General features: G+C 65.2%; 12 protein-coding genes. 5 read left to right on the forward strand and 7 right to left on the reverse strand.

The genetic code is table 11. The features are described 5' to 3' along the window. The first annotated feature begins 157 nt into the window (after positions 1 to 157). The 5 genes from WMF39_RS40900 (at position 158) to WMF39_RS40920 (ending at position 5,312) form a co-directional block, all read left to right on the forward strand. Positions 158 to 1,288 (forward strand): hypothetical protein, encoded by a 1,131-nt coding sequence (locus tag WMF39_RS40900; protein ID WP_437741859.1) that lies wholly within the window; start codon positions 158 to 160, stop codon positions 1,286 to 1,288. Positions 1,289 to 1,470: 182 nt separating this feature from the next. Then, positions 1,471 to 1,998 carry a hypothetical protein gene (locus WMF39_RS40905; RefSeq protein WP_437741860.1) on the forward strand — a complete coding sequence of 176 codons (528 nt, stop codon included), beginning with the start codon at positions 1,471 to 1,473 and terminating at the stop codon, positions 1,996 to 1,998. A gap of 42 nt (positions 1,999 to 2,040) precedes the next feature. Continuing rightward, complete coding sequence (locus WMF39_RS40910; RefSeq protein ID WP_437741861.1) at positions 2,041 to 2,688, forward strand: hypothetical protein; 648 nt, start codon at positions 2,041 to 2,043, stop codon at positions 2,686 to 2,688. A gap of 294 nt (positions 2,689 to 2,982) precedes the next feature. After that, positions 2,983 to 3,867 (forward strand): hypothetical protein, encoded by an 885-nt coding sequence (locus WMF39_RS40915; RefSeq protein ID WP_437741862.1) that lies wholly within the window; start codon positions 2,983 to 2,985, stop codon positions 3,865 to 3,867. A 1,040-nt stretch (positions 3,868 to 4,907) separates the two neighbouring features. After that, entirely contained in the window at positions 4,908 to 5,312 is a 405-nt protein-coding gene (locus WMF39_RS40920; RefSeq protein WP_437741863.1) for a DUF1428 domain-containing protein, read from the forward strand. A gap of 887 nt (positions 5,313 to 6,199) precedes the next feature. Here the strand turns inward: WMF39_RS40920 and istB are convergent. From istB to WMF39_RS40955, 7 genes are all read right to left on the reverse strand, one after another. Further along, complete coding sequence (gene istB, locus WMF39_RS40925) at positions 6,200 to 7,006, reverse strand: IS21-like element helper ATPase IstB (protein WP_437741864.1); 807 nt, start codon at positions 7,004 to 7,006, stop codon at positions 6,200 to 6,202. Then, entirely contained in the window at positions 6,993 to 8,492 is a 1,500-nt protein-coding gene (istA, locus tag WMF39_RS40930) for an IS21 family transposase (protein WP_437741865.1), read from the reverse strand. The genes istB and istA overlap by 14 nt, the downstream gene beginning before the upstream one ends. After that, positions 8,489 to 8,860, reverse strand: coding sequence for a hypothetical protein (locus WMF39_RS40935; RefSeq protein ID WP_437741866.1), 372 nt, complete (start codon positions 8,858 to 8,860; stop codon positions 8,489 to 8,491). Before WMF39_RS40935 ends, istA begins: the two co-directional genes overlap by 4 nt. 679 nt (positions 8,861 to 9,539) lie before the next feature. Next, positions 9,540 to 9,941, reverse strand: a complete 402-nt coding sequence (locus tag WMF39_RS40940; RefSeq protein WP_437741867.1) for a DUF6968 family protein — start codon at positions 9,939 to 9,941, stop codon at positions 9,540 to 9,542. Positions 9,942 to 10,770: 829 nt separating this feature from the next. Then, a complete protein-coding gene (locus tag WMF39_RS40945) occupies positions 10,771 to 11,052 on the reverse strand; it encodes a hypothetical protein (protein ID WP_437277946.1) in 282 nt (93 codons plus the stop codon). Positions 11,053 to 11,066: 14 nt separating this feature from the next. After that, on the reverse strand, positions 11,067 to 11,903 hold the full coding sequence (locus WMF39_RS40950; protein ID WP_437741868.1) for an ExeA family protein: 837 nt from the start codon (positions 11,901 to 11,903) through the stop codon (positions 11,067 to 11,069). 2 nt (positions 11,904 to 11,905) lie between these two features. Continuing rightward, on the reverse strand, positions 11,906 to 13,345 hold the full coding sequence (locus tag WMF39_RS40955; protein ID WP_437741869.1) for an IS481 family transposase: 1,440 nt from the start codon (positions 13,343 to 13,345) through the stop codon (positions 11,906 to 11,908). Positions 13,346 to 13,386: the final 41 nt, after the last annotated feature.

The raw sequence follows: 13,386 nt of genomic DNA on the forward strand, positions 1-13,386 counted from the left end.
TCAATTACAGGCGCGCATCTTGCTTCGCGGCGCACCGTCGCTGTCCGAAGCCCCTCAACGGCCATACATAGTTCGGCGGCTCGGGCCATCACCACGGAGAGCAAGCTGCCGCACATGTGAGAATTCGCAGGTTTTCCCTTGACGGAGGGACACCAAAGTGACGAGTGCGTTCGATCTGACGGTACCGAGAGAGTCATGCAACTCGCGATTTTTGCTTCTCAATGACCACGTCGCCCACGAGGGGACTCGCCGTCTGATCGATGAACTGCTCTCGGCATTTTGCGACAAAGATGGAGAGTTTGTTAAACGCTTTCAGACTACTGAGTTTGAGGCGCGTCTTTGGGAACTGTATCTGTACGCCTGTTTCAGGGAGGCCGGCATCACCATCGACTCGACTCACAATCGTCCAGACTTCGCGGGCAATAAAGGTGACGAGGCGTTCTTTATCGAGGCGGTGACTACCAACCCGCCCCCTGGCGAAGACGGCCCCTCCCCCGATGCGGAGATGCCGGCTGACGTGAGAGGCGGCGGCGATATCAACATGCTGCGTCTCATGCGTGCCGTTCGTAAGAAGGTCGCAAAAAACTATCAAGATCTACCGTGGGTCGCGGGCAAGCCGGTCGGGATCGCCCTGGCTCCGTTCCATGGTCCCACCGCACTGCATTACTCTGACTCTGAGCTCCAACAATATGTGTGGGGATTCGAGCCCGTCGAGACCCGCGATAAATTGTCGGGGGAGCCGATTCGTCGACTCGAGCCCGTCACGCAGCGAGAGGTCGACGGCAAGGTCGTCGGGTATGGCTGGTTTAAAAATCCGGAATCATTTCATGTGAGCGCTCTCATCTACTCAGTGACTGCGACTGTCGCCAAGTTTCATCGTATGGCGATGCAGCTCGGGTACTGCGATCAGGACACCGTGTCGCTCGTACACGTTGGGGCCGCATATGATCCGGACCCGAGTGCGTTTGAGCCCAGGTACTTTGCCTACGTGGTTCGCCCAACTACAGACGGAGAACTCTGGGCAGACGGCCTGGCAATCATCCACAATCCGCATGCGACTGTTCCATTCCCCGAGCGCGTCTTTCGATCGGGCATGGAAACGCGACTGCGAGACGGACGCTTGGTGAATTCGATTCCACCGTTTCATCCCTATTCGTCCACCACGCACTGCCTCAGCGGCGACGGCGCACCAAGAAAGGGGAACGAACTGGCGGCCCTGATGCAGGACAAAGTCCGCTCTGAGGAGTTTAGGCGACGAGTTCTAGAATCTGCGGGCTTGATGCGTTGATGTACCGCTCGTCGCCGAGCCATGGCACTCTCTTCCGTGCAGAGCCGCCGAACAATCGGCTGCTGCTGACGGCGCACCTGGGCCGCGCGCCGCGCGGCCCGGCGCGCCGCAGCAGAGCCGCAGTCATTGGGCCCGCCTGGCCTCCGCGCGCTTCCAAACCTCACGCCACGAGGAGCCGAAACATGACTGACGAAGTTTTGCTTGTTTTTGCCGAAACGATCGCGCACCTGATCAAGGCACGCGACCGGCTGAAGGGGCACGCCTCACGGAGCTACGACGAGTTGATCTCGCTCGCCATCAGGAAGGTGGACGAGGTCGCCCCGGTCAACGTCTCCAAGGCCGCGAAAAGGCAGGCAAGGGAACACGGACTGGCCAAGGATCTGAGGCGGTATTGCTGGTTCTGCCAACCGCAGAAGCGAGGTATGAAAGACCCAAACCGGGAGATCTTCCATTGGGAGCACTACACGACCGTCGACGAGATGACCCGCCTGATCTACTCGCTGGGCGAGGATCCGGTGCTGTCCGACATCGCGGCCGTTCTAAGGCGGGCGAGGATCGTGTGGATCCTCAAGAGCGAAAATACCAAGCTAAGCGAAGCGAAAGCCGGGAGCCGGCGTGCAAACCCAGCGCAAGCATATGAAGGTGCCAGCATCACGTTGGAACACGACTGGGCCGAGTGTGCACGCATTCCGTGCGAGTGGCACGGATGACCTCATTTGCGTCGTCTACGATAGCTGTTCGGAGGTTGTGACGTGAGAGTCCACTACATCAACTGCTTCAACGTCGGAGATCCTGCGGGTACGCCGTTGAGCGACGCGCTAGATGCATGGCAGTCCGATTCTCGTCGCCTGGTGCGTGACGACGCCGTTGACGGCAACCAGTTGCGGGCGCGCATCGACCGACTCTGGCAGGCGAACGACGTACCCGACGTGCTCATTGTCGGAGGGCACGGGCATCCGTCTCTCTCCGGGTTCTCGGTCCGGAATGATGCGGTGCGCTGGCACGACCTTGCGTTTCTTCTGCGCGAACAGACCAGTGGCCCCTGGACTTTCGTCTTCTACTCGTGCAACGGCGGCTATCCTGGTATCATGCATGCCTTCGGTCGCGCCAATGGTCTCGATTTCGTCTTCGGTCCACGAATCGAGGTTGCGGCAGATGCAATGACTCACGCTACCATGGAGATCATCTCCTGGAAAGAGGGCGGAGGTGGAGATTTCGCAGCAGCCAAGGCGCTCGTTGACCAGGTGAACACGTGGGGCATCGCAGCGCACGGGGAAGCGCACGCCATGTTCCTGCGTGTGATGTGGGCCGAAGGATCAGCAGCCCGCCATCCGAACGCACCGAACACGCAGAGGCCGATTGGCGATCCAATCCCTCTGCGCGAATGGGGGCTCGGTTGAAGCGCCGAGCGCTCTCCGGAAGAGACGCGATCTGCTCGCCTGAGGGCGAACGTGACGCCAGCCGGACGTTCTGACCTGGGGCGGCCCAACAAGCCGCTGGTTCCGACGGTCTGGGCAGCCTCGCTCCGCTCGGCAACCTGGCCCGCGGCACAGCGGCCGATCGTTGGGCCGACGCCCAAGAACGTCACGGTCGCAACCCGCGGCGCGCGGCGACGGACCTCTTGACACCACGGACCCGACGCAGTTCCCTGCCGCTATCCCTCGCCTCGGACGCGAGGGCTCAAAGGACCCAAGGTGACGCTGCTCTCGACGCTCGACGAATTTGCAGAGGATTTGCGGCAACAGCTCGTGGCCGCGCTCGCGGGCATGGGGTTCGCTGTGCCTGCAGGTCTCGACGCAAACGAGGCGTGTATCATTCTCTTCAAGGTCTTGGGACGAACCATACCGATGCGTTCTCGGATCGTGAAGAGATCCCGCGAATTGAACGCTCGAGACTTGACCACTGATCAGGTAACCGCGCTCCAGACGATCGAGGCGGAGTCACTGGGTGGGTTGAACCTGAACCACCGTCTGACACGCAAATTCTGGAATGCAGATTTCGACGACCTACTGTTGAACGACTGGAGCATCCAACATCTTCACCTCGGACCGCCCGGAGGTGGCCCGAAAGGGCTCTCAGGGGGTATGAAGGAGCTCCTGTTCGTTATGGTCCGACCCGATGAACTTTACTTCATCGATCTGCTGGATCACGACGCGTTTGCCGAACAGCAATTGGTGGAGATCGTACATGCCAATTGGCCCGAACTGCTGAATCCATATCGAATTCGTGCAACCCTTCACTTCGGGCCACAACCGACACCTGAGGAGCGAAAAGAGGCAAGAAAGGCTGGGCTCACGATGTTTCTCCAGATGAAGGACGGCACCAACTACCGTGCCCCCGGCGGCGGCCAAGCGACCTCGCGCGACAGCATCCGCGCAGTTGAGCAGGCAGATGCTTTCCGCACGGAGGTCGTGTGCTTCCATGGCTATTGTTCAAAACATGTAGATGAAATCGCTCGCCACTTTAGGGCGACCACGTCCCGAGAACCAAGTCGGTTTCGGTTGTTCGTGGACCTGGGAAACCCGCAGCGGATTCGCCTGATGCTGAGAGATCAATCGAGCGGGATCTTGCTAGAATAATTTGATGGATGGAAACGATGCCTCGCCTGTATCGTGCAAATCTCACGATTGATTGTATTATGTCGACGTCAATGCGAAACCAGATGCCCTGGTGACAGTTCGTTGGTGACGAGTGCGCCCACGGGCCAACAAGGGCTTGTAGACCGACAGTGCGGCACGCTTCGCGCGCGGCACCGCGGCTGAAGCCCAAGCCGTTGGGCCGGTGGAGGATCGGCCAGGGCACCTGAAGGCAGCCGTACAGCGGCTATGAGTGGAACGAGAGTTGCCCCTTGGCGGGTCGGCTGACTGCGTGAGCTACTTCGGTGGGGGAGAGTCGAGTCATGTCATTCGAAAAAGCACAGTGGTACATCGGTAGGGCTACCACCGCGGGCGCCCTTGATGGCGAGCGCGAGGTGCTCCTTGCCATCAACCATTTGATCGAGAACGCGCGACGGGCCTTCAGAGACGCGCCCCACCACAACCAGGAGACCTGGTTTCGCCTGTCTCTCGAGGCAATTGATGGAGCGCGACGGGCCGCGGATCTCTCCCCGACGATCCTCGACTACCTGGCGCAGGCTCATGAGGCGCTGTGCGACGCCGACGTGTCTCCAGTGGCAGCGTCGCCTCCGCCGAATCCGCGTGGGCCTGAGATTCGCGATCCAGCGGCCGAGGCCGCCCAGCTGGCGGCAGCCCGGAAGGAGGACGATGCTCGCCTCCGGAACGCGACGCGGGAACTCCAGGATATCTGGCGAAGGCGACGATGGCTGTCCCCGCCAACGGCTCTGTCCGGGCCAGTTCCGGAGCACGCTACTCGACAGGGTGATGGTCCCATAATCTGCAAGAATCTCGGATGCTCCGGAACGTGCCATCGTGGGGAGGATCTGTGTCCAAACTGCCAGTGACGGCGTGGCCTCCGTCTCGAGTCGTCGAAGTCGTCACCGCTGGCGTCGCTGTCGCCGGGATGCGGCCCAACGAGGGGCTGGTGACCGACGCGTGGGTGCGCTGCGCGCACCCACCCGCGGCACAGCCCCAAGCCGTTAGGCATCGCAAAGGAGAACAGCATGAGCTACGTCGACTGTTTCCTCGCTCCGGTCCCTCGCGCGAACAAGGCCGCGTATGAAGAACTGGCCAGGCTTTCTGCAAAGGTGGTCAAGGAGCACGGAGCGCTCAGCGTCATGGAATGTTGGCTCGATGAATCGGGACCAGACGCAGAGACGTATCACGGAGCGGAAGCCAAGCAAGCTAAGGTGGAATACGGAAACTTCGTTAAGGCCGCAGGTGCTAGACCAGACGAGACTGTCGTTGTTTCCTACGTCGAGTGGCCCGACAAAGCTACACGAGACGCAGGCATGGAAAGAGTAACGAATGACCCGCGAATGCAGTTTGGTGATCAGGCTCCCGCCTTCGATGGAAGGCGTCTCATTGCAGGGGGCTTTAAGCCCATGCTCGGCGCAAGCGATGCCTAACCCTTCCATCGAGAGGACGTCACAAGGGCTGCGCCCTTGCGCCGCCTCTCATGTCAAACGTTAGAGCCTTCGTGGCAACAGCATGACGTCGCTCGTGTGCTCGTCCAACAGCTTCGCCCGCTTACTGGCGCTCGCTAGAACGGCACGTGCAAAAGGCCTCGCTTCGGCCAGGCTCCGCATGCCGGCATCGGCGTGGGCTGCCCGTCCTTCGACGGTCAGCGGGCGGGCGGTGCCCGTCGGGCACGTGCGAACGCCAGACGCTCCGCCCAAGTTCTCGTTGGTTGGGCTCCAACGAGCCGGCTTGGCGGCTCCGTAGTGGCTTGCACGCCTGCATCGGTGCGGGCTGCCCGTCCGTTGGCGGTCAGCGGGCGAGCGGTTCAGGTCGAACAGGCCGTGCCGTAAAGTAGCGCCCAAGAATCGAAAGCAGCACCTGGGGAGGTCGCGTGGTCGAAGGCAAAACACATCAAGGGCAGGGCGCGCCGCTGCATCTCGGGCTCCGTGCCGCGTGGTCAACGCGGCTGGGTCCCTGCTCATCGGGGCAACGGTCTAACCAGTCCTTCGAGCGGACGTGCCCAAAGGGGCTTCGCCCCTTTGGTCCCGCCGCTCAAGTCCAACGTTCGACGGCATTCATACACCATCGTTACGCAGACGGGGCGGCCTGACCACAAATGACGCCGTTGTTGCTTTCTTCCTCGGCTTCGCGGAGATCTTCCGACGGCTGCCGAACAGCGGCAGGTTCCCGCGTGTAGATGGCCTCGGAGATCCGCAGGAATCTGGCCACGAGGATCCGCGGAATCGTGACCCTCACGTCCGCAGAAAAGTGACCGTGGCGCCCGCGGAAATCTGACCCCCGGGCGCCGCGGAAATCGCACCCGGCGTCGCCCGGGTCAGCGCCTCTTCGCTGCCGCCGGGGCAGGCGGCGCGGCGGCCTCCGCCGTCGGCTTGGAGCGCGCCTCGCTCATGGCCAACGACTCCTTCTGCCGCCACGAGTCAGCATCGATGTCGAGGATGTGGCAGTGCTGGACGAAGCGGTCGATCAGCGCCGAGACGCACGCCGCGCCCGGAAAGACCGTGCTCCACTGCTTGAATGGCAGGTTCGTCGTCAGTACGAGCGATCGGCTCTCGTGCCTGCGGCTGATGAGGTTGTAGAGCAGATCGGCGGACTGACGGCTGCACGGCAGGTAGCCGATTTCGTCCAGGATCAGCAGCGACGGGGCAGTGTACTTTCGCAGCCGGCGCTCGAGGGCCGGCAGCGACTCCTGCTTGAGCAGATCCGCGAGCGCGGCCGACAGCGTCGTAAAGCGCACGGTGTAGCCGCGCTGGAGGGCGACCATGCCGAGGTTTTGGGCGAGCATGGTCTTGCCGACGCCGCTCGGACCTCGGAGCAGGACGTTGTGCCCCTTGGCGACGAAGTCGAGGGTCATCAGCTCCTCGACGAGCTCACGCTGGATCGTGCGCGGGTGGTTCCAGTCGAAGCGCTCGAGGGGCTTGAAGGTGCCGAGGGTCGCCGCCTTGGCGCGCGCGGCGAGGTTGCGCTCGGCGCGCTCGCGGCGGGCGATGGCGGCGAGCTCCTCGAACGTCTGCACCGGCGACAAGCGCGCCGTGGTCGCATGCGCGATGAGCGCGAGCAGCGCCTCGCGCGACACGCGTACGCCGAGGGAGTGAATCAGATCTGCGACGTCATCGTTGGGCATCGTAGGACTCCAGGTCGTGGGGAATCACGTCGCGATCGGGGACGTGGGCTCCGAGATCGATGTCGATGGGGACAGGGCCCTCGGCGGCGCGGCGACGCTCCTCGCAGAGCACGGCGAGGGCACCGGGATCGTGGGTGCCGCGGGCGATGGCCTCGCGCGCCGCAGCGCCGAGGATCTCGACGCCGTACAGGTCCAGAAGGCGCAGGGCCTTGGCGGTCATGAAGCCGACGTTGCGACCGGCCTCCACCCAGCGCTCTTGCAGGATCTCGAAGCCGGGGATCGCGGCACCGAGCCGCTCGCGCCCCTTGGCCTCGCGCGCGGCGCGCTTGTGGTCGAGCAGCTCGGCACGGTGCTCGGGCGCCTCGATGACCTGGCGTCGTCCCCAGCAGCGCACGTGCCGCGCAACCTCGGTGCCGCCGTCCAACAGCTGCACGGTCGTGTCACTGGCCACGAGCGTCAGCGTCTTGCCGTGGTGGAGCGACGGCGCCGAGTAGCGGTTTCCGTCGAAGTGGACGAAGGCGGTCTTGTCGACGGGCACGGGCTGGACGAGATCCGTCTCCGGCAGCGGGTCGGGCAACGCGAGCAGCCTCGTCCTCTCCTCCGCGAGCACCTGGTCGATGCGCCGCTCAGGCCATCGGGGGTGCGAGCGCACGTTGGCAATCTCGTCGAGGAAGACGAGCAGCTCGGCGTTGCCGCGATCGAGATCACGCATCGTGCGCGCGGCGAAGAAGCGGTCGCGCAGGAAGCGAATCGCCCGCTCGACCTTGCCCTTGTGCTGCGGTTTCCGCACGGCGCAGAGCCGCGGCGCGACGCGGAGCTGACCGGCGACCGCGAGCAGGTCCGGGTGGAAGCGCACGGCGTCGCCGTGGCGCTCGAGGACGACGGTCTTGGGGTTGTCGAACAGCCATTGTCTCGTAGCGCCGCCGAAGTAGCGGCACGCGCGCACGAGCGAGCGGCGGAGCGAGCTCGCGGACAGGTCGAGCACGAGCTCGCCCCAGATCGCGCGCGAGTACGACAGGACCATGACGAAGGCCCAGAGCTGGCGCGTGCCGCCCGCGACGCGCAGCTTGCCGACGTAGGCCCAGTCGATCTGGGCCTGCTCGGCGATGAGCGGCTCGACGCGGAGGAACGCCTCGCTCTTGGGCGCCGGGCGCACGAGCCGGACATGCCGTCGCACCGTGCGCATACTGCCCTCGTAGCCGCGCTCGACCAGCATGTCGTACAGGCGCGTGGCGCGGAGCCGGGGATACTGTGTCAGCGTCTCGATCACGAAGGCCTCGTAGCCGCGCAGCGGCAAAGGCACCTCGCTCACCGCGGCATCCGCGTCGCGAACGACGGGCCGCGAGCGCGCCCCCTTGCCGAGGCCGAGCACGCGCTCGACGGTGTCGTGGTGCAGACCGAGCTGCGTCGCGATGGTGCCGACCTTCCAGTGCTCGGCGAAGTGTAGGCGGCGAACCTCCGCCTCCTTGGCCTGGTCGATCGTCATCGACCGAGGCTCCTGCGAAGGCGATGCTCGCCACGGAAGTTACCGAGTCCCGGCAGGCGTTGCCCGCGGCGGGGCGGGGCGTCCATGAAGAGAGGCTCGACGATGTAGTGCAGCGTCGCGCGCGCGACGCCGAGGCCGTCGCACAAACCCAGCGCGAACAAGATGTCCTCGGACTCCGCAGAAACGACAGCACGGACCCTCTGGTCGTGCCAGAGCGCCATCGATTCGCACAGCATCGGCCCGGCGAACCGATGCGCCGGTGTGGCCACCGACCGCAGCCGGGCCTTCATCACCTCGTCGGGCCCCTGCGTCAGCAGCACCCGCGTCTCCCGCGCTGTCGCGGAGATCGTCATCACGAGTTCGTCCATTCCTTGACTCCCGCGGGCCGGCGGCGGCCACGTCGTCTGTCGACGTCGGCGCGCCGGTCCGCGGGCACACGCTGGCGGATGCGGGCAAGTTGTCGGAACCCGTATCCATCACGCGCCGGCCCCGTCGGACGCGGTAGGCACGCTGGTGATCCCGGTGATCGAGCCGCCCCTCAGCGGAGCGCTGGTGACGCAGCCGAGCCGCGCGCAGAGCCCGCTGGCGAGCCGCGGCGCGGCAGCCGCTGCCGCAGTAGACCTGCCCTCGATCACATCGGCCGCAGACGAAGAACATCTCGGCGCAGCACCCACAGCGGGCGAGCCGGAAGCTGTCTTGCACGAGTCCCCGGGCCAGCGCGCCGGGAAGTTGCCCTTGGCGGCTGGGTCGTGCGAGACAGGCCGAACATCGGTCTGTCGCCGATCCCCGGAAGGCCCTGGTCGCTACCCAGGGCCTTCTTCTTTCCGGCGCGCCGCTTGGGCGTGATCTCTACCGCCGCGCCTCGCAGGGGCGAACTTCCCGGCCGCCCGCGCCCGCCCCCAGGCGTCACGATGTGAGGGGCAGAAATCTGCGGATCGGGGTGGCCATTAACACCCGCGCCAGGTGTAGCCCCGTCCTCAGACCACAAGCGGTGATCGACACCCGCGATCCAGCCCCCTCTCGGAGCAGGGTGCCCCGGGAGGGGGGTCAGCCGGGCGCCCCCTTCTTCTTCGCCTCCACGGCCTTCTCGATCTCATCCTCGATCACACGCTCCATCCTGTCCTCGAAAGCGCGGCCAAAGATGTACGGCACGGCCATCGGGAAACCCGTCTCTCCGGGCTCTCCGTCGCACCAGGTGACGGGAAGCCCAGCCGTCTTGAGGGACTGACGAGCCGTCTCGAACGCGAGCTGTAACGCCTGGACCGCGTCCACACCGTAGGCCGAGTCTCGGACGGGATCTGGAATTCCCTGAATATCTACCGGACAGGCCCAGTCACCGGACGCCTTCTGCACCGGCTTGCCGATGGTCACGGTCACCATCCGGCCGGGCTCGCCTACGACCGAGAGGCGGCGTTCTGCAATGGGTTCGAGCGGGGTGTCGTCCTGCATAGGACGCACCTTGCGGCCCCTTCCCGCAGGGTGTCAAGCGGACGCCCTCTTCACGTACCGTAGTGCCAGTAACACCAGCCGAGGCACGCGACCAATCCACCCTTCGCTGCCGCCCAGCAACCGGCCCTCAAGCGAGGATCCGGTGGTAGCTGGGAGCAAAATTGCTCCATCGCCTGCTGTCCGTTCCGACATGCCCGGTTGCACTCGTCCAGGGAGTCTGGCCGTTCGACCTCGCCGCTGGCCGCTTCAGGTTCGTCCACCACTGGCGATGCTCCACATCCCATCGTCGTCGCCAGACCTGTGGCTCCGAGAAGACCCAGCACGCACAGCAGCCGTCTCATGTGCTTCCCCCGAGGAGCACGTGGAGCCCGGCCCCTGACCACGTCAAGGACGACCTTGCCGGGTCGCTCCCCATACGATTTGTACTTGAATCGACAATTGGATAGGCTGCAATGCTTGTCAAGTGAACATCCGACGTCCTATTTTCTGACGCTAGATGGCTTGTGTCATTTGCTCTCATCCGGCGAAGCGTCTCATCGAGGAGTGGCTCCTCCGGGGGAATTCTCTTCGCCGGACGGCGAAGAAGTACGGCCTGCTCACCGCAACCGGCGCACTCAACTTTCACCGCACGGCAAGCCTGAGCGTGCTCGCGAAGTTTGAGGGGGTGCCGAGCACGAAGATTGAGGGACGCGCGGCGTCATGGCCGGCGAGGCCTTGGTCGTGGCCGGGCCGCGACGCCAGGACGGACACGAGCACGAAGTTTGAGGGCCTTTGAGCGCGAAGATCGAGGGACGCGCGGCGTGATGAGCCGAGCGCGGGCGGGGTTACCTCAAAACGGAATGTCGTCGCCGGGCCGCTCGTCGCCGAGCGCCCGCGAGTGATCCGCAGGGAGGAAGGCGCGGTAGCCGTCGAGCGCGGCGTGGAGCTCGCGGACGGCCTCGAAGATGCGGCGGGCCGCGCGCAGGCCCGGAGTGCGGGGCGCGGGCTCCTCGGGGGGCGCGAGCAGATCGGGGTGCTGCGCGAGCAGGACCTGGATGAGGAAAAGCAGCGTCGCGTCGAGCAACGCGAGGGGCTCGGGGATCGGCAGCGTGACGTTGGCGGTGCGTGGCATGGGCGCCTCCAGGTTCACCGTTTGCGGTTCGCGGACTTGGGCTTCGGGGCCGCGCCGAAGATCTCGAGAAAGAGCTTCTCGTCGAGCCGCGGCAGCTCGCGCTCGGCGGCGGCGGCGAGCAGCTCGTCGGCGAGGTTCATGAGCACGCGGTAGTTTCCGGCGGAGTGGTCGGCGAGCGTGGCCTTGAGCTCCGCGGTCATCAAGGAGGGGTTGCCGGCGGCGGCGAGCACGTGGTCGAGGCAAGCGAGCAGCTCGTCGCGAGAGGCGTAGTCGAGGACGAGCCGGCGGCGGATGCGCGAGCCGAGCGGCAAGAGCTCGGCGGTGCGGAGACGCTCGGGGAGACGGGAGTCGCCGGCGAAGACCACGCAGAGCAGTTGCCTCGAATCGAAGTCCTTGCTGGAGAGGATGCGCAGCTCGTTGAGCACGGGCGTGCTCGCCTCCTGCGCCTCATCGAGGATCAGCACGGGTCGCCGAAGCGTCGTGGCAAAGTGCTCGGCCCAGCGCGCGCGAAGCGCCTTGAAGCCTGCCCAGCGGTTGCTGGACGAGAGCGGGACCCCGAAGAGATCACCGAGCTCGCGGTAGAAGTCGCCGGCCCTGCTCTGGGGATGCTCGATGGTGCCGACCACCACGTCGGTCAGGGCGCCGAGCCGCGCAGCGAGCAGGCGCAGCGCGATGCTCTTGCCCGTTCCGGGATCGCCGGTGAGCATGGCGAAGCCGCCGTGGGCCAAACCGAGCTCGACGCGACGAAGGAAGGCGTCGACGGGCGGCGAGACGTAGAGGGCCTCCGCGGGTACATCGGCGCGGAAGGGAATGTACTTCAAACCGTAGAGAGACAGGAGTCGACTCATCATGGTCAATCCTCCTCCGTGTTCTTGGGCAGGTAGGCGGGCGGCAGGCCCGTGGCCGCGTACTCGGCCATCAGCTGTCGCAGGAGCGGCGCGATTCCGGGCGGCTTCCTCGACGGAGCCAGCGGCGCGGTGATCTCGGTGAGCGCGCGACGCGCGCGGTCCGCGTTCCTCTCCTTGTCGAGCGGAAAGAGCGTGGCGAGGTGCGCGCCCGAGCGCGGGTCGACGAGCTCTGCGCTGGAGAGATCCCAGCGCGCGACACGAATCCGGGGACGTTCGAGCACGCGGTAGGCCGAGGGGACCTCGAAGCGCACGCCCTCGATCGTGACCGTCCCGTCGCTCCGGCGCTGGTGGCGCGAGATCTCCATGCGGAAGGCCCGGCGCAGCGCCTCGGAGTCTGGACTCGGGCGGCTCACGTCTGGGCCTTCGAGGTAGCGATCGAGCGGAGTCTTTTTGAGCTCGCTGTGGACGGTGCGGTGATACTCCTGTTCGACCCACGCCTGGGTCGCGGTGTTGAGCAAGTCGAGCGTGAGGTTCGGTTCGCCCTCGAGCATCGGCATGAGCCGCCCTTCGACGAGCGTCCAGAAGTGCTCTTGCTTGCCGTTCTGATGAGGGCTGTTCGGCAGCGTGAGATATTGCGCGATGCCGAGCCGCTCGAGCCCCTCTCGCATCTCGGCGGCCTTCATGGCACCTCCACGATCGCTGTAGGCGCCGCGCGGCAGCCCCCGCTTCTGGATCCCCTGGCTGAAGCCGTGCACGAGGTTCTCGGTGTTCTCGCAGTCGAGGTACCACTGCGCGTGGCAGCACACCCGCGAGCAGTCGTCGAGCAGGCCGAAGAGATAGGGTGTCTTCAGCTCCCCGCTGGCCGTGATGACCTTTCGCTTGCCCTCGTGGAAGTCGTAGTGCCAGAGCGCGTTGACATAGGCCAGCTCGTACGAGCGCGTCTCGCGCGGCACGATCTCCGATTCGACCGCCCTGCCTTGGCGCCTCCTCTGGATGCGATACATGCCGTGGGCCTTCATGAAACGGCGCACTGTGGTGTAGCTGGGCACCGGGTCGAGCGCGGGGGTTGTCTTTGCGAGCGCGACGAGGTTGTCGTGGTGGAGCTGCCAGGTCCAGCGCGGGTGATCGCGATACTGACTCTCGATCGCGGACGCGACCGCTGTCGTGATTCTCGGCTGCGAGCCGGCGTGCTTCGGGACCTTGCGCGCGAGCACGCTGATCGGGTCATCCGCGCTGCGCGCCGCGTAGTACATGCGCTCGATGGTCTTGGGCGAGAGCCGGATCACCGAGCCCTTGGTCGGGTGTCGCCAGGACTTCGCGGCGAGCTCGGCGATCCGACTCGCGAGCTCGCCGGGCTCCGGCGGAGAGGCGAGCAGGTGGCTGATGATGGAGAAGCGCATCCGCGCCCAGCGCAGGCGCATGGGCGCCTGGTCGTCGTGGCTCATCGATTCCTCCTCCGGATCGAAAGGCGCAGACGGGCCCTTGG

The organism is Sorangium sp. So ce1504 (assembly GCF_051521635.1).
Lineage (GTDB): Bacteria > Myxococcota_A > Polyangia > Polyangiales > Polyangiaceae > Sorangium > Sorangium cellulosum_B.

Bases quoted from the DNA above. Each gene is read 5' to 3' on its own strand.
- WMF39_RS40920 (WP_437741863.1), top strand. From the start codon at position 4,908: ATGAGCTACGTCGACTGTTTCCTCGCTCCGGTCCCTCGCGCGAACAAG.
- WMF39_RS40955 (WP_437741869.1), bottom strand. From the start codon at position 13,345: ATGAGCCACGACGACCAGGCGCCCATGCGCCTGCGCTGGGCGCGGATG.
- WMF39_RS40950 (WP_437741868.1), bottom strand. From the start codon at position 11,903: ATGATGAGTCGACTCCTGTCTCTCTACGGTTTGAAGTACATTCCCTTC.
- WMF39_RS40905 (WP_437741860.1), top strand. From the start codon at position 1,471: ATGACTGACGAAGTTTTGCTTGTTTTTGCCGAAACGATCGCGCACCTG.
- istB (WP_437741864.1), bottom strand. From the start codon at position 7,006: ATGCCCAACGATGACGTCGCAGATCTGATTCACTCCCTCGGCGTACGC.
- WMF39_RS40945 (WP_437277946.1), bottom strand. From the start codon at position 11,052: ATGCCACGCACCGCCAACGTCACGCTGCCGATCCCCGAGCCCCTCGCG.
- WMF39_RS40940 (WP_437741867.1), bottom strand. From the start codon at position 9,941: ATGCAGGACGACACCCCGCTCGAACCCATTGCAGAACGCCGCCTCTCG.
- istA (WP_437741865.1), bottom strand. From the start codon at position 8,492: ATGACGATCGACCAGGCCAAGGAGGCGGAGGTTCGCCGCCTACACTTC.
- WMF39_RS40935 (WP_437741866.1), bottom strand. From the start codon at position 8,860: ATGGACGAACTCGTGATGACGATCTCCGCGACAGCGCGGGAGACGCGG.